At 42.7% G+C, this 24375-nt stretch carries 17 protein-coding genes; 5 read left to right on the forward strand and 12 right to left on the reverse strand.

The features are described from left to right. Window positions 1-25 precede the first annotated feature (25 nt). The 3 genes from GUY17_RS18120 to GUY17_RS18130 form a co-directional block, all read right to left on the reverse strand. Window positions 26-1159, reverse strand: coding sequence for a MalY/PatB family protein (locus GUY17_RS18120; protein ID WP_162023908.1), 1134 nt, complete (start codon window positions 1157-1159; stop codon window positions 26-28). Between the two features lie 101 nt (window positions 1160-1260). Further along, entirely contained in the window at window positions 1261-1920 is a 660-nt protein-coding gene (locus tag GUY17_RS18125) for a thiopurine S-methyltransferase (protein ID WP_162023909.1), read from the reverse strand. A 98-nt stretch (window positions 1921-2018) separates the two neighbouring features. Further along, a complete protein-coding gene (locus GUY17_RS18130) occupies window positions 2019-2366 on the reverse strand; it encodes a hypothetical protein (protein ID WP_101085154.1) in 348 nt (115 codons plus the stop codon). 291 nt (window positions 2367-2657) lie between these two features. On the opposite strand from GUY17_RS18130, the gene GUY17_RS18135 reads away from it, so the two are divergent. Continuing rightward, window positions 2658-4487, forward strand: coding sequence for a protein kinase (locus GUY17_RS18135; protein ID WP_162023910.1), 1830 nt, complete (start codon window positions 2658-2660; stop codon window positions 4485-4487). A 140-nt stretch (window positions 4488-4627) separates the two neighbouring features. Here the strand turns inward: GUY17_RS18135 and GUY17_RS18140 are convergent, their stop codons facing one another. From GUY17_RS18140 to GUY17_RS18150, 3 genes are all read right to left on the reverse strand, one after another. Beyond that, a complete protein-coding gene (locus GUY17_RS18140; protein ID WP_162023911.1) occupies window positions 4628-7024 on the reverse strand; it encodes a zinc-dependent metalloprotease in 2397 nt (798 codons plus the stop codon). A 40-nt stretch (window positions 7025-7064) separates the two neighbouring features. After that, complete coding sequence (locus tag GUY17_RS18145) at window positions 7065-10775, reverse strand: response regulator (RefSeq protein WP_162023912.1); 3711 nt, start codon at window positions 10773-10775, stop codon at window positions 7065-7067. Window positions 10776-11056: 281 nt separating this feature from the next. Further along, complete coding sequence (locus GUY17_RS18150) at window positions 11057-12451, reverse strand: PhoH family protein (RefSeq protein WP_162023913.1); 1395 nt, start codon at window positions 12449-12451, stop codon at window positions 11057-11059. 331 nt (window positions 12452-12782) lie between these two features. On the opposite strand from GUY17_RS18150, the gene rapA reads away from it, so the two are divergent. Both rapA and GUY17_RS18160 read left to right on the forward strand, forming a co-directional pair. Then, window positions 12783-15689 carry an RNA polymerase-associated protein RapA gene (rapA, locus tag GUY17_RS18155; protein WP_101085147.1) on the forward strand — a complete coding sequence of 969 codons (2907 nt, stop codon included), beginning with the start codon at window positions 12783-12785 and terminating at the stop codon, window positions 15687-15689. 129 nt (window positions 15690-15818) lie between these two features. Then, window positions 15819-16694 (forward strand): alpha/beta hydrolase family protein, encoded by an 876-nt coding sequence (locus GUY17_RS18160; RefSeq protein WP_254439831.1) that lies wholly within the window; start codon window positions 15819-15821, stop codon window positions 16692-16694. Window positions 16695-16745: 51 nt separating this feature from the next. Here GUY17_RS18160 and GUY17_RS18165 read toward each other — a convergent pair whose 3' ends face one another. Next, window positions 16746-17552 (reverse strand): crotonase/enoyl-CoA hydratase family protein, encoded by an 807-nt coding sequence (locus GUY17_RS18165; RefSeq protein ID WP_162023915.1) that lies wholly within the window; start codon window positions 17550-17552, stop codon window positions 16746-16748. Between the two features lie 434 nt (window positions 17553-17986). Between GUY17_RS18165 and GUY17_RS18170 the strand changes: the two genes are divergently transcribed. Together GUY17_RS18170 and GUY17_RS18175 are read left to right on the forward strand one after the other, a co-directional pair. Continuing rightward, entirely contained in the window at window positions 17987-18982 is a 996-nt protein-coding gene (locus GUY17_RS18170; RefSeq protein ID WP_101085144.1) for a response regulator, read from the forward strand. Between the two features lie 15 nt (window positions 18983-18997). After that, complete coding sequence (locus tag GUY17_RS18175; RefSeq protein WP_162023916.1) at window positions 18998-19954, forward strand: sensor domain-containing diguanylate cyclase; 957 nt, start codon at window positions 18998-19000, stop codon at window positions 19952-19954. A gap of 83 nt (window positions 19955-20037) precedes the next feature. Here the strand turns inward: GUY17_RS18175 and rraB are convergent, their stop codons facing one another. The 5 genes from rraB to GUY17_RS18200 form a co-directional block, all read right to left on the reverse strand. After that, a complete protein-coding gene (gene rraB, locus GUY17_RS18180; protein WP_162023917.1) occupies window positions 20038-20463 on the reverse strand; it encodes a ribonuclease E inhibitor RraB in 426 nt (141 codons plus the stop codon). Window positions 20464-20564: 101 nt separating this feature from the next. Further along, complete coding sequence (locus tag GUY17_RS18185) at window positions 20565-21299, reverse strand: 1-acylglycerol-3-phosphate O-acyltransferase (protein ID WP_101085141.1); 735 nt, start codon at window positions 21297-21299, stop codon at window positions 20565-20567. A 162-nt stretch (window positions 21300-21461) separates the two neighbouring features. Next, entirely contained in the window at window positions 21462-22247 is a 786-nt protein-coding gene (locus tag GUY17_RS18190; RefSeq protein ID WP_162023918.1) for a metal ABC transporter permease, read from the reverse strand. A gap of 4 nt (window positions 22248-22251) precedes the next feature. After that, window positions 22252-23157, reverse strand: a complete 906-nt coding sequence (locus GUY17_RS18195) for a metal ABC transporter solute-binding protein, Zn/Mn family (RefSeq protein WP_162023919.1) — start codon at window positions 23155-23157, stop codon at window positions 22252-22254. Further along, window positions 23141-24337: a hypothetical protein gene (locus GUY17_RS18200; protein WP_162023920.1), complete on the reverse strand. Its 1197-nt coding sequence runs from the start codon at window positions 24335-24337 to the stop codon at window positions 23141-23143. The genes GUY17_RS18195 and GUY17_RS18200 overlap by 17 nt, the downstream gene beginning before the upstream one ends. Window positions 24338-24375 lie beyond the last annotated feature (38 nt).

The following is a 24375-nucleotide window of genomic DNA, read 5'->3' on the forward strand; positions in this document are numbered from 1 at the left end:
CCCGTAAAAAAAGTTTTGCCGGTGGTTAAACGTCTCTGCCCTGCAGTTTTTTAATTGCTTCGACTAAGTAATCTCGTGAACAGCCGAAGTTCAAGCGAAAACAGTCTTTATCACCAAAGTCTCTGCCCGCTGATGGGCCGACACCTTTGGCTTCACACCATGCTTGCGTATCGGGGACTTGTAAACCGCTGGCATCAACCCACAGTAAAAAAGTCGCCGCGGGTGAGATAGCTTTTAAACCGTCGATTTTGTTGATTTCAGTCACTAGATAATCACGATTTTCAGTTAAATACGCCACTTGTTGTTGATGCCACTCATCGCAATGCCTGAAGGCTGCATTAGTGGCGGTAAGACCTGTGACTGTTACCGATGGTAACCTGCCGCGGGCTGCATGGTTGAATGCTACTCTTAATTTTTCGTTTGGAATAATAGCGAAAGACGTACCTAATCCCGCGATATTGAAGGTTTTACTGGCGGCCATTAATGTCACTGAATGCTCAGCCAATTCTGGGTGCGCACTGGCGGGTAAATGTGGCACGTCATCTAAAATTAAATCACAGTGTATTTCATCCGAGCACAGCATGACGCCATGTTTTCTGCATATTGCTGCAATTGTGTCGAGTTCTGCTTGGTTTAAGACGGTTCCAAGCGGATTCATTGGATTACACATAATAAATAAGCTGGCTTTAGGATCCGCAGCAGCCTCTTCCAAGGCATCAAAATCGAGTGTCCAGCGACCATCCACTTCTATCGAGCCGATACAAGTTCGCTTGAGATGATTAATTGCCGGTGCAGCCAATATAGGAGGATAATTGGGTGTTTGTACGATAACCGTATCACCTGCTTGGCAATAAGCTTGAATAGCCACATTAAATGCAGGCACCACACCCGGAGTCCACACTAGCCAACTAGGATCAATCTTCCAGTTATATTGACGTTGACACCACGCCACAACGGCCTCACTGGCATCGGTATCGTGAGCTGGAAGGGTATAACCGAACAGGCCATCATCAATGCGCTGATGTAAGGCAGACAAAATAGGCTCAGCACAGCGAAACTCAGTATCAGCAATCCACATAGGCAATATATCTGTACCTTTGTATTTTTCCCATTTATGGGCTTTTGACGATGTGCGGTCAGGTTTATCACTGAAGTTCATTGCGGATCCTTTGATTATTCATTTGCTAGTCTACAGAAAACAGCCGACTTAGCCTGTTATAAAAAAACCTACCGATGTTATAGGTAGGTTTTAGGGTCTGTTTATGATTTTCGGGTCAACTTATAAACGGCTTCATTAAGCCAAGGCACGTGTTTATTCATAAACCTCGGATTGTCAGCCAGTACATCAACACACTCCAATAATTCAACATCAAAATATGGTGTTAAATAGCTTTTAACCCAATCTGGACTGACTGCAAATGGCGGCCCTTTCAGAGTATCTTGTAGGTAATCTAGGGTAATTAATAAGCCACTTACATTCGCCGGTATAAGCGCAGCGAGTGCTTTAACATACTGTTGGCGCATTTCTTCTGGCCACGCAATCAGGGCAGCACGATCGTAAAAACCACTAATCGACGCTGTTGCACTTTTGGGTAGAGTAAAAATATCCCCTTGATATAAGGTGACTTGATCGGCAGAAAAGACTACATGTTCGTCGGTATGATTAACTTGATAAGTAAGATCATTGTCGGTAAAAAATTGTTCAACTGCGAGGGTATTGAGTTCACATCCCAGCACAGTATGGCGCTGCTCGGCCAAATAAAACATATCCAATGATTTACCACATAGAGGAACGAATACCTCAGTGTTTTCATTCAAACCAATATGCGACCAATATTTTACTAAAAAAGGGTTCACTTGGTTTTGGTGAAAACCAATTTGTTGTAACTGCCATTTTTCATGCCAAAAGCTGGGTTCCATGATGCTATTCTTCAGTCAAGTTGCTAATGAGATGCTGGCTACTTTAAAGACTAAAAAAAAAGGATGCAACCTCCCTTAATGATTTGGCATTCAACTGCCTAAGCTTTACCGTCTAGTGTCATTTGTACTTGCCTTAACCAACGACAGTTTTCACATTGGCACTTTCTGCGCGACATGTGGTGTGGGCTTAAATTTGAGTCAATGTAATCGACCGCTATTAATAATTGTTGCTTTAATTGGTCAACCGACTTCATCTCAAGCGCAACCATTTCATCGTTATGATTAATCCATAAACACTCCTCCCCCTGATGACAGGTTATGCATTGCTCATCACTTTGATTAAAAAACACTGCATGGGGACAATGGGTGACTTCCATTGATTGTAAAATTCGCTGCCGAGGAAAATTAAATAGCTGAATTAAATCAGCTTTATTTATATTATGCATATAACCTCTCACAAAAACGTTGATTAACTAGTACAGCCATAGTACCGAGTGTTGATTGATTTTGATTTGATATAGGTCAAGGTTTACTTATCATAATTTTTTAGATAGGAAGCGGCCGTTTACAATTAAAAATCCTTGCTCACAGAAAATACTGTGCGGTATTGAGTCAAAGAACCGCCATGTTTAAATAGACTGCGTGGATGTTTGGATACAATCTGTTGTTTTCAATAAGAAGCACTTGCCGCAGTAAGGTTAATCAAGGTTTAATGGACTTAAAAAGGAGGCTTACCTTTGCAAACACCGCAACTGCAACACTTTTATATCAATGAAGAGCAGTCCATCTATCTGCTCAGCGCCAATGATGCACGCAAGCATAAGGCCTGGATCCGCTTGTGTAAGCAACAGCTGAGTAAATTGGGATATCAGCAAATTGAATTTATTGGTAAGGGGGCCTATGGCTTTGTATTTGCGGGTATCAATGAGTTTAGCCAATCACATGTGTTTAAATTCTCAAGGGTAAATTTACCCCAAAGCGTCCAAGATAGGCTTGAAGAAGAAGCCTATATGCTTAGCCAAGTAAAACACCCAAATATACCTGGGGCGATAAAATTCGAACGGGTCGGTAAGCAAGGCATTTTAGTAATGGAACGGGCTCAAGGAGAAGATCTCGACAAAATTTGCCAGAGATTAGGGGCTTTACCGCCGGTAATTATCGTCAGTATTGCGAGACAATTAGCCAATATTTTATATTATCTGCGTAAGGGTAAGCCTTTAGTGCATGGCGATATTAAGCCATCTAACTTGGTTTATGATATTGAAACCGACAAATTGTCCTTAATCGATTGGGGATCTGCGGTATTTGCTCAGCGAGATGAACACGGCCGCGCGGTTGATGACAATGTCATGTCCTTACTATCAAGCGACCAACAGCACACTAACGCGCGCATGGGCGATGTGTATTTTATTGGTGACGAACAACTGAGCGGTGCGTTATCTACGCCTCGATTCGACGAGCAAGGCGCTGCTGCAACCTTATATGCACTCGCATCAGGACAAATTAGCCGTTTCGGCACAAAAATCATTCCAGCCACCAGCATAGGATTACCTATCGAACTGGCAAAAACACTCGATGCAATGCTCAGTGATGATGTTGAACGGCGCAATCTTGCGGGTGATTACTTTCTCAAAAGCCTGCGCCACAGCCATCGAATGCATTTGCCGATATTATCGTCACCTCCGCTAGCACCCGACATTCCGGTGTGGGCTCAACCGCGATCTAAAGCCGTCGAAACCGTAAGTTACAGCTCGCGTAAATCGTTTTTGAAAGAGCACAATACTCTAGATCCCATTGCCAAAATGGATGATGTGCAATTAGAAAAATACTATCGCAATTTTATGGTGGGTATGGCCGATACCGAAAAAGGCTTTATTGCCGCAGTAGGCCGTTTAGCACAGTATCCAATCGTTGGCGGTTTGGTGATCCATTGGCAAGAGTCTGGGGTGTTTATCGACTCCAATTTAGCTATTTACGATCCCGACAGTAAAGCGCCGTTAGTGTTAGCAGTAAATAATATGGTCACCATGGCGCGAGGAATTAAGCGGATTGGAGTGTTCAAGGCTTGCTTCTTTAATGCCAAAGACACCTTACACCTTGAGCGAAAAAGCACCGAGCACCAATATAAAATAACCGGTGAACTGCAAATGCCGTTTGAGGTCGGTGATGTGCCCACCTTGGAAGATAAATCTCGGCTGCACTCATACTTTGAAGACGGTAAAGATCCGGAAGAAAACTTGGAACTGCCAGCAGAAATCATGACCGAACTGGGGTGGTTAAATCAAATCCACCATACTGGCTGTATTATTTTTGAAGCGCTACCAAACCATTTAAAAATCCACAGTTACTTACGTTTATTAAATCCACGAAAACAGGCGGCATTTCGAGCCTGTTTAGATCGAATTATGACTCACGCAAATAAAATTCAAGGTCATGGTATTTCAGGTTTTATGAAACTGCCCTATAAAAACACTCGCCAATTTAGCCATATCGATCGTAAAGCAGATGATTTCTACCCTAGAAACCCTAAAGTCATCGTTGCAGAAGCCACTTTACCTCAAACATAATAGCCATACTCCAAACACTATCATCATGCTGTTGCGGTGATACAAAGCAATACGCGACCCCAATAGAGGTCGCGTATTATCCGCTATACATCACTCAACACTATCACCCAACACTATCAGCCAACACTATCAGCCAACACTTAAATTGGCGAGCCAGGAGGCAGGTCCACCGGCTTGGTGATTAATCGATAAGTAGGATCGGTCATGCCTTTCGTTATACCTTGAAACAGCCAATCGTAATGCGCCGATTGATAATCGCTGCCACGGTTACTGCGGCGTTTAAGTTGCTTAATAATATAGTCAACTCTTGCGGCTAACTGTGCTTTGACTTCGGGCGCTGTTTTAGGGCTATGGTACGTTGCTAACAAACTATCAATCACCACTGTATTGACGCGCATTTGCATCGCTAGGCCCTGGCCACTCGGTAAGTCTTGATACAAACTGGCACCCGCAAGCTTATCGATTAATTGAACCACCGACAGTTGCTGACTGTCTTCCATATAGGCCTGACTGACACGGTTTAAACGTTCAGGGGTTAATAATTGCGCCACAATATGACGGCTCAACACTTCTGCCATCGCCACAGGATCAGTTATCACGCCTAAGTTTGATCCAAAGCTTTCACGAGTTTTTCGATAATTACCGGCTTTTGGCACTAACGCTTGCAACACATTACTTGGTACTAACAAGCTCTCTGTTTGCAAACTCGCCAATAATGCATCGAGCGCAGCAAGTTGCATTTTAGGCCGAATATAATTCCAACGTACGCCAGAACCTACTTGCTGATAACTGTAATCCGTCCCGCCAATCCACTTTGCTGCGGCTTCTATTTGATAACGCGTGAGCAAATATATGGGCACAAATACATCGGCTAATTCGCCATGAGGTTCACCGGCTAATAAAGCATCTGAGTTAAAGTCATCCATCGCTTTACGACGCACTGTTTCTAAACGTACTAACTCTGCTACCGCATCGTTACCACGATCCCATAAACTGGCGTATGCATTACTGGCGCTGGCACTACGAGAGTCTGCTTCCCCAATATATCGAAAGCCTTTAGTTAGGGTCGACGTTAACAAAGACTCGGTCTGCGTAAGGCCTCCATAACCATAAGCGATGGTGTATTTGTCCCACTCACCAATTCCTTCGGTGTAAGGCGTGGCAATATTAATTTTATCGCCTTGAATACTCACGTACGGATGCGGATAATCCATTACCGAAGCATTATCGTTTGTTGATGCAGCAAAGTTATGGTCAAGCCCTAAGGTATGGCCCACTTCATGCGCTGCTAACTGGCGAATACGGGCAAGCGACAATGCCATGGCGGCATCAGCAGCGGCTTTACGATCAGGCCAACCAGCCGTTAGCCCTCGAGCAATAAGATGATCTTGGCGTACTCTTAAGCTGCCAAGCGTGACATTACCTTTAATGATTTCACCGGTACGAGGGTCGGTTACTGCTGCGCCATATGACCAACCTCTTGTGGCGCGATGCACCCATTGGATCATGTTATAGCGAACGTCTTGAGGGTCTGCACCTTCTGGCAACAATTCAACTTTAAAGCCGTCAATGAAACCGGCATCAGTAAATGCACTTTCCCACCAACGTGCACCTTCCAATAATGCACTGCGAATAGGCTCAGGTACACCTGGGTCGAGGTAATAAATGATAGGTTTAACCACTTTACTGGGAGCATCACCCGGAGTAACTTTTTCTAATCTGTGGCGCAGCAAATGGCGTTGAGTCAGTGGTTGATCAACTGCGGTAGAATAATCGGCATATTCATCAGATAAATAACCGCTCATGGGATGATAACGACGAGGTTGATAACCCACATCAGGGAGTTGCACAAAGGAATAGCGCACTTGAACAGACAACAATTTACCGTCTGGAGTAACTTGCTCAACTTGCTTGCCTGCTTTGCTGGCTTTAAAGGTTAAATTAACATCAATATCAGCATTACGTTCAAACGATTTAATCTCTTGCGGCAATATCACTGAGCGGCTGCTGTCTAAGCTGTACAAACCTTGCTTAGTTGCCGTTAATACATCCGACACCCCATGCAAATCATTAATCACTAGGTCATTAATCGCGACTAATGCCGTTTTACCTTCAACTAATTTACCGCGCCATAAAATCGATTCAGCAAAAGCTTGTGTGACCGCTTGACGCTCAGCAACGTTATCACTGGAGGCGCGAAAATAGGTATTCAGCTGCTTGAGCACAACATAAGGACCATGCTGTTCAAATTGTACCATTCGGGTTTGGCCGAGCTGGCCACGGTCTAAACCGATATCATTTGAACCAACACCATGAGGTAAACTGGTCAGCAATAGAAAGGGTTGATTGAGCTTATTCGCTTGTAAATAAAGCTGTGCGGATTTGGCATCATAAAATAGATTGATAAAGCCTTTTGCCACTTCAGCATTATTAATTATTTTTTGGGCTGAGTCGCTGGCAGCCATTGCTGCGTTAGAAAGTAATGTTGCTGGAGTGATTGCCAGCAACAGCGCCAATGAAATACTTCGGCGGACCATAATTAATCTCCCTGTCGTTTATATCCTATCTTCAAAAATACTAATCGTCTTTATGATTATGTTTATATGTAATCCAATGAGATAAGGTTTCAAATAATTCAGTAAGCACAATCGGCTTAGTGATATGCGCATTCATGCCTGCTGCTAAACTTTTTTCTTTATCACCCGACATTGCGTGCGCAGTCATGGCAATAATGGGCATTTGTTGTTTGCTATAACGTTTGCGTAATTCGGCGGTGGCAGTTAATCCATCCATTACCGGCATTTGAATATCCATTAACACTGCATCAAATGGTTTAGAATCAATCACATCTAATGCCACTTGGCCATTGTCGGCTATCACAACTTCATAACCAGCACTTTTGAGTAATTCTGATGCCACTTGTTGGTTAATAAAGTTATCCTCAACCAACAATACTAAGCCAGATGCTTTAGCGGGTTCTGCTTCAATAATAACCGGCATTGCATTTAGCTTGGGTTCTTTGGCAAAAGCATTAATAATTTCATCAAATAACGCCGAGGCCTTAAACGGTTTTTGTAACACGGCATAAACAGAATTTTTTTGCAGCTCATGGTCTAACGGTTCAGCAGCATAAGCGGTCATTAAGATAATAATAGGACGCTTTGCTAAGCTACCATCTGCGACCATTTCATCTATCGCCTTAATAACATCACAGCCGTTCATTTCAGGCATCATCCAATCCAACAACAATAAATCGACTGGTTTTTTACGCAATATATCCAGTGCTTTTTGACCACTGTCAGCCGTGTTTACACCAAAGCTAAAGTCGGTCATCAATGTAGAATAAATTTGTAATGCACTTGGGTTGTCGTCAACCACCAGCGTTGTCAGGTTATTTAACTGTTCTGGCACTACCAGCGGCTCGATCACTTGTTCTTCGGCAATTTCAAAGCTAATGGTAAAACTAAAAGTACTGCCGGCGCCCAGTTCGGACTCAACTTGCATGGTACCACCCATCATCGACACTAAATGTTTACTGATAGATAACCCTAAGCCTGTGCCACCATATTTACGTGTGGTTGAACCATCGGCTTGTGAGAATGCATCAAACAGCATTGCTTGTTGATCTTTACTGATCCCAATACCGCTATCGCGTACCCAGAACTTCATGGTAATACGGTCGTCACGCTCACCCACATCTTCACAACCCAGCTCAACTTCACCGGTTTGGGTAAATTTGACCGCATTAGACAATAAATTAACGATGACCTGGCCTAAACGCAGTGGATCGCCATACAAAATAAGCCCTGCGGTAACAGGCGCATATAGCAGTAATTCAACGCCTTTTTCTTGCGCTTTAAGCGCATTAATATCAATAACATGATCAAGCACTTTATCCAGCGGAAACGCGACTCTTTCTAATTCTAATTTGCCTGCTTCAATTTTAGAAAAATCTAAAATGTCATTAATAATTCGCAGTAACGATTGGGCAGAAAAACCGGCTTTATTAAGATAATCTTGTTGCTGCACGGTCAAGCTAGTGCGTTGTGCTAACTGCAACATCCCAATAATCGCGTTCATAGGTGTCCGAATTTCGTGACTCATGTTGGCCAAAAATTCGCTCTTGTACATGTTGGCTAACTCGGCGTCTTGTTTTGCTTCAAGCAAGGCGACTTCGTTACTCTTCTGGCGGGTAATGTCTTTATGTGTACCGAGCATCCGCTTACTACAACCATCCTCAGAAAACTCAACCGCTCGACCACGGGATAACACCCAGTAGTACTGGTCATTTTTACCGCGCATTCTAAATTCGATTTCATAAGTGCCAACCGGATCGCGCACATATTGAGAGCGGTACTCTTGGACCCGTTCTCGATCGTCAGGATGATACAACTCATCGATTGATTCGAGTAACGGTGGAAACTCATTAGCTTGATAACCCAACATAGAATAAAAAGCCGGATTACAAATAATCTGTTCAGAATCAATGTACCAATCCCACAGGCCATCTTCTACCGCATCCATAGCAAGATGATAACGTTGCTCAGACATACGTAACTGTTCAGCAGCTTCATATTCACGGGTAATATCGCGCCAAACAGAGATCAAACCTAATAGATCGCCACGGCGATTGTAAAACGGCAATTTAAAGGTATCGAGTAATACCGGTTTACCTTCAATATTCACTCGTTCTTGGTAACGCAAGGAATGTTGCTGGGTCAGCACTTTGTTGTCTTCTTCCCCAATGCGCAAGCCTTGCTCTGGGCTCACCACTTCTGATGACGTTAAGCCTATAATCTCATTTTCGGTATAACCCAGCATTCTTTCAGCTGACTTATTACAGCCTAAGTATTTGCCTTCTTTGTCTTTAAACACGATCGCTTCAGGGATCGAATCGATCAATGATCGTAACAGTGCAAACTCTCGCTCACGGCGCTCTGTTGTTTCACGTAAACGCTGAGTGCGCCTAGCAACTAAGTTATCAAGACGTTTGTTTTGTTCGGCAAGATGATGAGTATACTGACGGTTTTCTTCAAAAATACGACTCACTAGCGCAAACCATGGCTCCCAACCACGGGTAATTTTCTCTGGCGGACGGATAGGCGTTTGTGAACATGCTTCTAGATGGGTTAATAAGCGTGAAGCAGGGCTAACGAATGCTCGGCGAGTTTGCCAATGCACTATGGTAACCAGCAGCGACAAAGCCAATACCACTAACAGAAAACTCAGTTGCAGCTTGTCCCAAGAATCTTTAAATAAATCATCTTCATCTTGCAAATACAGTAATCGCCATGGCGCGTTATGCAGTGCCACACTATGAATATAATAACCGTTTCGCAATATGCCTTCGTGGGCATCAAATAGCTCAGATTCCGATAATGAATGTAACTCTGCCGGAATTCGCTGGCTAATGTGGTAAACCTTATTCATTTCACTGGAGTCAAAATCACTGTGAGATAAAATATTATTTTGCTGGTCAAGCAAGATCACCGTACCGGGCATTTTAAAATAGGTACGAATTTGTTTATCCAGCGATGATAACGTCATGTCGAGGTTAATCGAACCGATAAACTCATCTTCTAGATATACCGGTAAACCAAGCGTAGTAATAAGGCCTTGATGCGCCGAATCGATGTATGCCTCACTCCAAAACACACTCCGTTGTGGGTTCATTGAAGGTGTCGCTAATTGAAATTGTTTCTTATTGAGCAGCTCATCCCTAAAGCGTAAGTCATTATTTTCCCATGGATAAAATGACATCATCCGACGCTTAGAAATATAATAAATCGACGAAGCTTTAGGCGCTGCTTCTTTCGCGACTGGGAAGGATAATGACAGTTCAAACAGCATTTCAAGCTCTTGATAAAAGCTCTCGCTACGGTCATTTAATGAACCCGCACCCGTAATGCGTCCCATATTGGTAAACGGCACGCCGCTGTTGGCATAATTAGGTTCTAAGGTGAAATACTGGCCATCTTCGTTAAATTTTTCATACTCTGGTAAGCGCTCTTTACGAACAAACTCCCCCAAACGTAAATGGTCCACCGCCACATCACGCAAACTTTTCACCGCACGAATGCTCGACTCAAGCAATAAGTCGATTTGCATAACATGACGGGCAACTTGTTCTTCTCGCTGTTGAATTTGCTGCTCTTTTTGACGCTCAAACATAATGCCAGCGGTCAGCAAAGCCATCACAATCACCCCGATATAGGTGTAGAACACCGCTCGGTTATAATTACGTTGAATAGGAGATTTTAGTTGTAAATCTGGCTCAGTCGGTTTCATTAACCACCCTTGATACAGCGTAAAAAAAAGACCCGCTGTCGAACGAATAACACCAAAAACGGCAGTTATAACAGTAATGATTATGATATCAGGAAGATAAGCTCAAGCACATGTATTAATGGCTCCAGAGATACTTGTCCAACCTGCAAGTAATACAGACTACAAATATTAAGGCATATTGTAGGCGATTGAAAATACATAAGGTTATCTTGTGTAACCTTATGTATATAGACAGGATATAACCATGATTAATAAAGTGATTTCCTTAGCAAGTTAAGCCGTTACAAATGCTCCTCTGCAAACTCCGCTAAACGAGACCGTACGACACCATTAAGATAAATATTGGCGCTGCCTTCAAAGTCTTTAAAACGTTCGACTATGTAAGTTAATCCTGATGTAACCGGTGTTAAATACGTCGAGTCAATTTGGGCTAAATTACCACTACAAATCAGTTTAGTGCCTTCGCCCATACGAGTGATCATGGTTTTAATTTGTGACGCGGTTAGGTTTTGACATTCATCTAAAATAACCACCGAGTTTTGAATAGAGCGGCCACGCATAAAGTTAATCGACTTAAACTGAATATTGGCTTTTTCCATTATGTAATTAACACTACCTGCTGGGTTTACATCATTTTTATGTAGCACTTCTAGCGTATCGGTTATCGCAGCCAACCAAGGGGTCATTTTCTCTTCTTCGCTACCCGGAAGAAAACCTATCGACTCAGCAATTTCGGGGGTATTACGGGTGACAATAATTTTGTCATATAACTTACGTTCGACGACCAATTCTAATGCCGCCGCCATTGCCAATAGCGTCTTACCGCAACCCGCTGGCCCCGTCAGAATAATCAGTTCAATATCAGGATCTAGCAAAGCATCTAGCGCCATACCTTGGTAAATATTTTTAGGATTAATTCCCCATGCTTCATGATGTAATAAGCGATCACGGCCGCGATCGATCATCTGTAAATGTTTATCGGTTTTACTGATTACTCGACCACAAAAATCCGAGCTTTCATCGATTAAATACTGGTTAAGATAAAAGTTTTCATTACCAAGATGTTCCAATGGTACTTGGTGAACCGTATGCAACCCTCTACGTTCGGTGGAGACTTTATCGACATTTTGCCAAAAATCCCCAGAGAATTGATAAAAGCCTTTGGCGAGAAAGCGCACATCATCAATCAACTGATCGCTGCGGTAATCTTCTACGCGCTCAATACCTGCACCTTTGGCTTTTAAGCGCATGTTAATGTCTTTAGTGACTAACACGACAGTGCGGGGAAAATGGATTTTTTGTAAATGCAGGGCGGTGTTGATAATGCGGTTATCGTTATTGTCTCCAGGCAGCGAGCCGATAATAAACTCGACTTGATGATCTGGGAAAATCGATAAATGACCAGAAACTTGAGAATGTTCTTCGCGAGTAGGCAATGCAACGCCTTTTAAAATTTGCTCTGGGGTCGTGGGACCACCCAAAATATCTTCTAATGCACGTATAGCCACTCGTGCATCACGACTCACATCTCGTTTGCGGTCCTTTATACTGTCGAGCTCTTCTAACACTGTCATGGGAATAACTACGTCATGTTCCTTAAACGAATATATCGCTAAAGGTTCATGCAGTAACACGTTGGTATCCAGTACAAACAACTTTTTGTCGTTTCGTTGCATGGTGCCTCCAGAGTGCTCTCAATGAATAGATATCAGTATCACTTAACTTAACTAAACGTATAACATTAAAGGGATAATTAAAGTCTCTATTGAAAACAGGTCATTGCCATGAGCAATGCTGCCTTAATAAAATATGTCACTTGTCGGGTAAAAACTCAATGTCATCATCATCGCCTTTGCTTCACACTATGACGTCAATGTGACGCTAACATGTCAAGATGGTGTAAAAATGAACATCTAAACGATAAATCAATGCTAAAATTTCAATCTGGATGGGTTTGGTTTAACATACGCCCCCTTTTTTGTTTCACGCAATAAATGAGAGTAAAAGATGCCGTTTGCCTTAGGTCAACGCTGGATAAGTGATACCGAGTCAGAACTCGGATTAGGAACAGTCGTTCAAGTTGAAGGCCGCATGGTTACGCTGCTATTCCCTGCCACTGGAGAAAACCGGATGTTTTCTCGCAGTGAAGCTCCCTTAACCCGAGTTATTTTTAACCCAGGTGACACTGTCGAAAGCGGTGAAGGTTGGAGTATCACCATTGAAGAGCTTGAAGAAAAAAACCAATTGGTGATTTATCATGGTATTCATAGCGAGACTCAAGAAAAAGTCAGTCTTCGTGAGACCATGCTAAGCCATAATATTCGCTTTAATAAACCACAAGATCGTTTATTCGCCGGACAAATTGACCGCCTAGAACGTTTTGGGGTGCGTTATCAATGTCAGTTATTGCGCCACAAATTAGCCAGCTCAGATTTACTCGGTCAACAAGGCCCACGCGTAGGCTTAATTGCACATCAGCAGTGGATTGCTCATGAAGTGGGTAGCCGTTACGCTCCACGCGTATTACTGGCCGATGAAGTCGGTTTAGGTAAAACCATTGAAGCTGGCTTAATTATTCATCAGCAATTACTCACTGGTCGTGCTGAACGTATTTTAGTCATAGTCCCGGACACACTTCGTCACCAGTGGTTAGTTGAAATGCTGCGCCGCTTTAATTTACGCTTTTCAGTATTTGATGAAGATCGATGCGTAGAAGCTTATGCCGATAATGACAATCCGTTTTATACCGAGCAGTTAATTATTTGTTCACTTGATTTACTGCGCAAGAAAAAGCGTCTTGAACAAGCTGTAGACGCTGATTGGGACTTAATGGTTGTCGATGAAGCTCACCATTTAGAATGGTCAGAAGATGCCCCTAGTCGCGCTTATAAAATCGTCGAAGCGTTAAGTGAAGTGGTCCCTGGTGTATTACTCCTTACCGCGACCCCTGATCAACTCGGTCATCAAAGCCACTTTGCTCGTTTACGTTTGCTCGATCCAGATCGTTTTTATGATTACGATGCTTTCTTAGCTGAAGAAGCAAGCTACAAAGATGTGGCAGAAGCAGCTGAAGCATTAAGTCAGGATAAAAAATTACCCGACAGTGCCATTAACAGCTTAACTGAGTTGCTTAGCGAGAAAGACATCGAGCCAAGCATTCGTTTGATCCAGTCAAAAGAGGTTGATGCAGAATCACAGCAAGCAGCACGTCAAGAATTGCTCCAAGAATTGCTCGACCGCCATGGCACTGGCCGCGTACTTTATCGTAACAGTCGCGCATCAGTAAAAGGCTTTCCAAAGCGTATATTTAATGCTTATCCATATGAGATGCCTGCGCAGTACGTGACCGCTGAACGCGTTAACGCCATGATGGGCAGTGCCAAGCAGCCACTGGCTAAAGCAGCACAAGCATTAAGCCCTGAGAAGCTTTACCAGGCCTTTGAAAATGACAGTGCCAGCTGGTGGAAGTTTGATCCACGGGTAGACTGGTTAATTGAGTTCCTAAAATCGCATCGCAGTAAAAAAGTACTGATTATTGCTAGCCAGGCTGAAACTGCATTAAGCCTTGAAGAAGCGCTGCGAACCCGCGAAGGTATTCAAGCTACGGTATTCCATGAAGATATGTCGATTATCGAACGCGATAAAGCCGGCGCTTACTTTGCTCAAGAAGACGGCGGCGCCCAAGCATTAATTTGTTCTGAAATAGGCTCCGAAGGGCGTAACTTCCAGTTTGCTAGCCATTTGATTTTGTTTGATTTGCCGCTTAATCCTGATTTGTTAGAGCAACGTATTGGCCGCTTAGATCGTATTGGGCAACAAAACGATATCCAAATTCATTTGCCTTACTTGCGCGATACCGCTCAAGAAAGATTGATGCGTTGGTATCATCAAGGATTAAATGCATTCGAACTCACCTGCCCGAGCGGTCATGTGTTGTTTAACGAATTTGCCGATGAACTGATTAACGTACTTTGCGACGATGATGAAGATCAGATGACTCAATTGCTGAATCACACCCAGCATCGTTATAAAGAGCTTAAACAGGCAATGGAGCAAGGCCGCGATAAACTGCTAGAGATAAACTCTCACGGTGGCGAGCGTGCCAATGCATTAATTAAGCGCTTATCAGACAGCGATAATGATACCCATCTAATCGGTTCAGTGATCCGTTTATGGGACATTATTGGTGTTGATCAAGAAGATCGTGGTGAAAACTCGATTATCTTGCGCCCTAGTGAACACATGATGTTCCCTACTTATCCTGGGCTGAATGAAGACGGTATTACGGTGACGTTTGATCGTGAAACCGCTTTGTCTCGTGATGACATTGCATTTATCACCCAAGAGCATCCTTTAGTACAAACCGGCTTAGATTTAATCACTGGCTCAGAAACGGGCACCACCAGTGTGGCAATTCTAAAGAATAAAGCGCTTCCCGCGGGGACGCTATTTTTAGAATTAATTTACATGGCTGATGCCTCTGCCCCAAAATCGACTCAGTTATACCGTTATTTACCACCGACACCTATCCGGGTGTTATTGGATAAAAATGGTCTTAACATGGCAGATAAAGTGGACTACGCCAGTTTTGACAAACAGCTAAGTGCGGTAAACCGTCACATCGCTAGCAAGCTTGTTAATGCCTCACAGCCTATTTTACATCCGCTATTGGCCAAAGGTGAAGAGTATGCAAAAGAGTCGCTTAAGCAGCTAGTAGTGAATGCTCGAGCTAAAATGACTCAACAACTCACAGGCGAGCTGGAAAGACTTGAAGCCCTAAAAGCCGTAAATCCGAACATTCGTGAAGACGAGCTAGAATATATTCGTAATCAAATGACCGAGATAACGGGCTACATGGATAACAGTCAATTACAGCTTGATGCAATACGTATGGTACTTGTCAGCCACGTATAACGGCTAACTAGCATTAAATAATGTTGTATTAATCATGTCGTGTAACCAATGCCCTGTATATCAGGGCATTGTTTTTATTCGCGGTTATACATTAAGCTAACCGCATTATGGTGTTATTCGCTCGAGGTTATGGTGCAACTAGGACAATTTAGTCGGTTATTAATCGTAACGATAAGCATATTACTGGCAGCGCCTGGCGCAAAGGCACAGCAACCTTACGGCTACTTACCTACCGATGAAATCAAATTTATCACTATTGACGGTAAACAAACTGAAGTGCTTGTAAGGTCTTGGCAGAGTAAAAAACACTTTGGTTCAGCGATGATTATTGCTGCGTCGGACACCGATGCTGATGCTGCCGGCTTAGCCAGCTACTTACGAACCAATATTAATGCCCGCGGTTGGGCAAGTATTAGTTTAACCCCAGCAAAAGGGCTATATCGGCCTAACTATGCAACAAAACCAGAAGAAATCACTAAAGCAGGCACCGAACAACTGCAATTAACCAGCAATAAAAGTATCCCAAAGTATGAGTCGTCTCAATTGCTTGAATTACGTAACTTTCAGCAAAGTAATCTCAATGAAGCCCTGAACCAATTAACCTCAACCACCAGTTTATTTCCTGGCGGCAAGATTCTAATTGTTATTGATGACACGGCCGGCATGGTCACGAATCTGCTTTATGACAAAAAAATTCCCACCCCTGATGTGCTAGTCATCGTCAACGCTTATCGCGAATTTGAGTATTTAATTGATCCGCAAAATCAGCGTAAATCGATCGCCGAACAATTAGTCACCATGTCGATCCCGATCCTTGATATTCAATCCGCCGATGCACATCCGAATTCAATTGAACAAGCACCTACCCGCCTCAACTACAATCAAGTGAAACCTGCTAAGTATTATCGCCAATACCAAATGAGCTTGGACTTAAGCAGCCCGAGTGGCTGGGAAGAAGCCCTCGATCAAATAGAAGGCTTTTCCAGAACCGTTATCGGAAGATAGTAAATTCAGCGTAGCCATGACTAAAAATAGAGCATTAGCGAAAACAGATTATTACCACCAAGATTGACGAGACCGATAAGCTTTATCAGGATTTTTAGTTTGTCTAATCGCAGCAATCACGCGGTTTTTACCCAGCAACAATCTTATTTGGCTTAGTGATTCTCGGGCTAATAGGCTGCGCACTGAAGCGGTCCAACTTTGATTGATGCTGCGTTTAATCGCAGCATTAGCATCCGGGGAAGTGCGGATGATTTTTTGGGCTAGTGCCGTGGCACACTCATAAGCGTTATCACTTATTTGAGTCACCAAGCCTAGCTCAAGTGCTTGCTCGGCAGTTAAAATATCCGCGGTATAGGTCAACATCAACGCTTTGTCTTTGGGCATAATTTGCCTTAATGCCACCAAACCAGCCATATCTGGCACAAGCCCCCACTTTGCTTCCATTATCGACAACTTACAGTTTGGCGTCGCAATACGAATATCTGCCCCTAGCGCAATTTGAGTCCCACCGCCGTAGCAACAACCTTCTAGAACCGCAATAACAGGAACAGGCAAACGCTGCCATCCCAACGACACACGTTGGGCTAAATTTGCATTACCAGGCAACCACTTGAATAAAAGCTTTAATGCACTTGTCGGTGAACTCGCGACACTCTTCACATCTAAGCCTGAACAAAAGTTACCTTCCGCACCCGATAAAATAACCGCATTAACTCGTTTATCGCCACGGAGTTGTTTAATTACGTTATCAATCGCAGTAAACATTTCAACATTAAGCGCATTAATTTTACTGGGTCTATTTAAGCAAACATGGGCAATGCCATTATCTACCGTCAACTTAATCAACTCTCTTTCCATGAAACACCCTGTTACTGGTCAGTCCAGTTTTTAGACTAACATATCTGGACTATCTGGCGAATAGTAATAACATGACAAATAATCGGCACTGGTCAAAATATTGCCACACGTTATTTTGAACAAAATTTCATTGAGTGTTAGCCTGATATATTATCAATATAAGCATAACCATCTAATCTTCATGTTTTTACATAACATGTAACACCTGATTGATATGACATTGATGACTTTGTGGCAACGGCCACATAAATGTTACAAACTTAATTAAATGTTAAAACTAAGTTATCAATATTGTAAGCAAATAAGTATAATGATCTAACGAACAAAAAATCGCTGTAAATAGTCTTATAATAATAACTATCCGCCTCGCACCACTCGCAGTTGCATTAACGAGTTTTTTTCCCCTAAAGGCGAAATAAGGAAGACCAGCAACAATGACCATTCCAATATTAATATGCGACGATTCTGCACTCGCCAGAAAACAAATGGCAAGAACTCTCCCCAAAGATTGGGACGTTGAAATTAGCTACGCCACCAATGGCGCTGAAGGCCTTGAAGTTATTCGCGCAGGTAAAGGTGAGATTGTGTTTCTCGATCTCAACATGCCAGTCATGGATGGTTACGAAGTACTTCAAGCGGTACAACAACAAGATTTACCGGCACTGATTATTGTGGTGTCAGGTGATATTCAAATTAAGGCTCATGAACGAGTCAAAGCATTAGGTGCCCTCGACTTTATTCAAAAACCCGTTAGTGCAGAGGCTATTAGCCATATTCTGCAAGAGTACGGTATTTTGACTCTTACCCAGGGTAATAAAGCTGAAGAAACGCCAATGATGAAAGTTGACATGCGTGATGCATGTCAAGAAATAGCCAACGTCGCCATGGGCAGAGCCGCTGACTTGCTCGCTAAGCTTCTGGATGTATTTGTACTACTGCCTATTCCTAACGTTAATGTGCTTGAAGTCAGCGAATTAACGATGGCCTTAAAAGCCACCGAACGAAACTCAACAGTCTCTGGGCTTTGCCAAGGATTTATTGGTGCAGGTATCGCAGGTGAAGCGTTATTACTGTTCCATGATTCTAGTTTTGAAGATATGGCCAAGTTAATGGGATTAGAAAATCCAAATGATATTGGTACTGAAATAGAAGTAATGATGGACACTGGTAATGTGCTCATTGGCGCTTTTTTAAATGGTATTTCTGAACAACTCGACATGAAATTCAGTCAGACCCATCCAGTAGTGCTTGGCAGACACTGCAGTGTCAACGAGCTCATTCACGACAACTCTGACAAATGGCAGCGCACTCTCGCGATGGAAATTAACTATCGAATAGAAGATTACAATATTGAATGTGATCTTCTGCTGCTATTTACTGAAGACTCAATTCCTACGCTGAATTACAAACTTGGCTATTTACTCGACTAATGTTGGATACTTTTTATGTCAAATGATCAAAGTGCGATGAACGAACTCCACTGGCTAATCGATATGGTGCAAACCATTGAGGTTGGTTTAGTTGTGCTCGATCGCGACTATAACATCCAACTTTGGAACGGTTTTATGGAAAACCACAGCGGTGTCTCACCCAATTCCATTAAAGGTAGTAATCTATTTGAAAAGTTTCCCGACTTACCCGCCACGTGGCTAAAACATAAAATGGAGTCGGTTTTTTTACTTAAAAATCGCACCTTTATTAGTTGGGAACAGCGTCCATACGTATTTCAGTTTAAAAACTATCGTCCAGTGACTGGCCGAGCCGATTTTATGTACCAAAATATTACCTTACTGCCATTAGCTTCGTTAACAGGGCAAATCACTCATATCAGCATTATTATCTATGATGTGACCGATATTGCGGTTAATAAACTGCAACTTAAAGCCGCTAATGAGCAACTTGAACAACTCAGTCAAACCGATGGTTTAACCCTTTTGCATAACCGTCGCCATTGGCAAAGTTGCATGGAAAAAGAATTCGATCGTTATTCACGTTATGGCGATGCGGCATCATTGGTGATGATTGATATTGATAATTTCAAGCGCATTAACGATGAATATGGTCACCCTGCCGGTGATAAAGTGATCCAACATATTGCCTATTTGTTAAAGCAAGCATTACGTGACACTGACTGTGCAGGCCGATATGGCGGAGAAGAGTTTGGAGTGGTGCTATCTAAGACAACCGCAGAAGAAGCTCTCAACTTTACCGAACGATTAAGAAAGCGTATTGAAGCATCAGAAGTCGCATTCGAAAACCGCCTCATTAGAGTCACGGTGAGTCTGGGCATTAACGATTTAGATTCTGAAATAGATAATAGCTCAACCTGGTTATCGGGTGCAGATAAAGCCTTATATGTCGCTAAGCAAGAAGGCCGTAACAAAAGCATCATCCATAAATAAGCGCCTAGCAAACTTTTTGGTTATCCATAAAAAAACGCCCATCTTTGATGAGCGTTTTTTTATGGAATTAGACCATCGATTTATTAGTGAAATGTACCATCTTCATCTTCATAGTCTTCTTCGTCATCTTCGTCTTCTTCATCGCCTTCAACTTCATCACCGACAAAAAAAGTACCCCAACCGTCGTAGTCTACTTTTTGCTTGCCCGCAACGAGAATCAACTGTTCACATGCTTTATCCAGCAAAGGCACTTCTAGCTTATGCTTGGCAATAGCGTCAAAACAGAAAATAATCGAGCCATCTTCAAGTTCCATTTCTTCGGCATCATTCACTTCAAAACCAAGCTTAAATGCATCAACAGCGGCTTTTTCTAAACGATCAAAATTAGTCGCCGAAAAATGATGTTCAATTGTATATTCCGCATCAGGCTCTGAACCATCAGCAAGTAAGGCATCAACAATTTCAAGATTCTCAGCAAATTGCTCTTTTAACTGACGCTCAACAGACATGGATTACTCCGTAAATAGGACTCGTAAAAATGTTAATCAATTATACCCAAACTGACACAAGTTGCGAGCTTATGACGGATGTTTGACGACCAATAACATGGTTAAGCTTTGGCTTGCTGCATTAATGCTTCTGCTTCTTTGTTTAATTCAACTAAACGCGCCGACATAACTTGATGCACCTTAGCGTTTAACGCTTTAACATCATTCTTATCTAAGCCCGCAGTTGCTATCGGCTCCTGCATTTCTACAATCACCACACCGTTGTTCCAACGATTAAGGTTAATATGATTCTGACAAGAAGCTAATACTGGCACTATTGGCGCTTGAGCAGCGACTGCAGTATGGAATGCACCCACTTTAAAAGGTAATAATCCACGACCGCGTGAACGAGTCCCTTCAGGGAATATCCACACTGATAATAGTTTATTTTTCATTTTATCTACCGTTTTAGCCATAGTATCGAATGCACTATGACGATTGTTACGATCGATAAGGATATTGCCTGATAGCCAATATATTTGCCCAAATAAGGGTACCCACACCAAGCTCTTTTTACCTAAGCTGACAGTCCCTTTAGGCACAACTGACGTATGAGTAAATAAATCAAAATTATTTTGATGATTGGCTAAATAAATACACGGTTGCGATGTTGCACTGACTGGATGAGCACGTCTAATGACCTTAATGCCTAATACCGGTGCAACCGAACCAAAAAAACGGGCAACCAAATGTACATTGTCGCGATGCATTGGCCGCACAAGGCAAATAACAACTGAAAATATAAAGGCTAAAAATAACAGCACAACGAGAATGATTGAACGAGCGATAAGCAGCACAGCATACTCCTGCAATAAAATTGGCGTCAGTATAACGATGCTAGTCTAGGGACTCAACGTTTTGTTTACATATGTACGCTGAAATACTCTGCCCCTGTGATCTGGGGCAGAGTAACTTAGCTTATATGACAGAAGCTTATATGGCAGCTAGATGGCAGATAATTATTTAGCAGGTTGATGCACTGATGTTGGTGAACGTAGTTTAAGTAACATTCTAAACAACAATGCACTTAATGCTAATGTCGCAACAATAGCGGCACCACTGGGTAAGTCATAGCGAGCAGACAACAGTAGCCCAGCAATATAACCCACTATGCCGACGCCATAAGCCCACACTAACTTGGTTTTACCTTGATACTTATTTAATGCCAAAGCCGGTAAAATAAGCGTGCTAAACACTAAATACACGCCTACTAACTCCACCGACAAAGTAATCACTAATGCAAATAAAAAGTAAAAACCTGCACCATCTAATATCCGTGGTTTAGCGATGATCACCCCAAGAATACCTGCAGAGACTACTGCAGGTAATGCTAACTGAGACCAACTCACCCACAATATTTGACCCGACATTAACTGCTTTAATAATTCAGCTCCATGAGGATCATTGGCTAACAATAACATTGCCGCCACCGCACTGAGCACATAAAAACAACCAATAAATGCCTCGAGTTCACCGACTAAGTGTTTTGCCATCCAAGCGATAACTCCAGCACCAGCTAATGCAAACAACGCTGGCATCCATACATGAGCAAACGGTAACGCTTCTACTCGATGATCTATGTGCGATACGATTGCCCCCAATGCAGCGACCTGAGCGATAGCCAAATCAATGAAGATAATGCCACGCTTAAGCACTTGTTGACCTAACAACACATGAGTTGATAACACTAATAGCCCTGCCACTAACGCAGGCAACAAAATAGACAGTAGCTCGACATCAAACATAGTGTTATTTCACTCCATTTAATAACGTCAGCAAACTATCATATAGACTGATTAAGTCTTTGCTTTCATCGTTACCACCTACCGACATCGGTAACACCAATACCGGCAGATTTGCGCGTTCACCTAACCATTTAGCTCCACGTTCATCTTGATATGAAGCGACGATTACCGCCATTACATCGCCTTTTTCAGCACGAGTAAGTAATGAGGCTAAATGGCTGCTGGTGGGTGCTAAGCCGGGTTTAGGCTCAAGATCTGCCACTTGCTCTATTCCAGTCCAATTAAATAAATAACGGAAGCTCGAATGATAAGCGATGACCTTTTTACCGGCTAAGTTTTTAGCTTGCTCTTGCCACTGCGGTATTTTAGCCTGCCAACGTTGACTAAAGTCGCTCAATGACTGGGCATACTGACTGGCATTTTCTGGATCAACTTCAGTAAGCTTAGCGCTCAAAGCCTGCGCAACGGTCAACATCCGCAAGGGATCTAAATGCAAATGAGGATTTCCCTTTGCATGCACATCACCCATTGAACGATCTACTTGAGTTAACTTATCCAAGGTATCAATTTGATCTGCTGCAAAAAACAAGCCTTTATCTGTTGAGTTAACCTGAGGATTAGCAGACTTCATTTGTAACATTGGCAACCAACCAATTTCTAAATCGGCCCCAGCACACACAACTAAATCAGCTTGGCGCATTTTAGCAATCAAGCTTGGTCTTGCTTGTACTTGATGTGGATCTTGCATCGCTGTGGTGGCCGAATACACCCTCGCATCGGGCGCTAAAGTTTGCACTAATGCGGCATATTCAGGTTCACATGCAAACACGTTCAGTTCCGCTTTAGCTGTCGCGGTAAACAGCAGCGACATTGAAGCCACTGCTAAAAGCAATTTAGAATTGATGCGCACCGTGAGCTCCTAATGACATGACATATTGTAAAGTAAAGATATTATCATCTTCGAAACCATCGAAATTAGTTCCAGTCTGATGAGTGTATTGCAAACGCACGGTCGAAAAATGACTGCTATGCCAAGCAAGACTGACTTCAGACTCTTTTAATTTCTGTGGGTCGAGGTGGTCTTCATGGATTTCATTAGTATCAATTTGACCGTAACGAATCCCAGCAGACCAACTTGGTGAAAATTGATACACACTACTCACGTACCAACCTTGATGATAGTCATCAGTACTAACGTCCTCATGATCTGCCTCAAGAATATGTCCAGGATCCATACCAAAAATGTCAGTGACTCTAAAATATTCGCCACTCACGGTTAAGTTTTGATATTTGTAATTACCATTAGGTGCCCACTTATAAACAAAGTCAGCTATGTAGGTATTTTCGCCAGTATAAGATGCACTATGGCTGTGTTCAGTGTGTCCTTCCTCATCAACCACTTCATCTTCATGCTCCTCTTCGGCATAAGCTTGACCATTCTGATTGCGCAAATAGCTCAATCCTAGTTGCCAAGAACTCTCGATACCAATGTCACCACCAATCTTGGTTAATGCGGTATACACGCCAACATCATCAAAATCACGCTCTCCTTGCTCATCTGTCGCACGTAAACTTTCACCTTTAAACGCTTCAACGCCCATGGTCCAGTAGAGATCTGTTGGGGCCACATAATTTAAACGAATACCATCATCAAAATAATGACCACCTAAAAATGCACGATAGGCCGCTGGACGTTCTGAAAATGCATCGGTATGTAAATGTTGATTATTTAAATAACCAATATCCGATAAAAATCGACCCGCACGAACCGATAAACCGTAAGGCATCGCTAACGTTTGGATAAAGGCTTCTTCTAAATTAAGCTCTGTTTCACCGTCATGAGACTCAACAACTGCGGTCACTTTACCGTAAAACATTTCATCAATATTGGCACTTAATGCCAACTCAGTTTCGCCTAAACCAAAACCTTCAGCACGCTCAGCTAATGGCCGGTCGCCCGTTTGGTAATAACCATCGAGCACCGCACTAATACTAGGATTAGTTAAACTAGAATCTTCTGCCATTGCAGAATACGAACTCACAGCACAAGCCAGTGCCAATAACGAAACACGTGTGTTTAACGCAGACATAATATCTCCAAAATACAACAAGTAGCCGCCTATCTGGG

Source organism: Shewanella sp. Arc9-LZ (assembly GCF_010092445.1).
GTDB lineage: Bacteria > Pseudomonadota > Gammaproteobacteria > Enterobacterales > Shewanellaceae > Shewanella.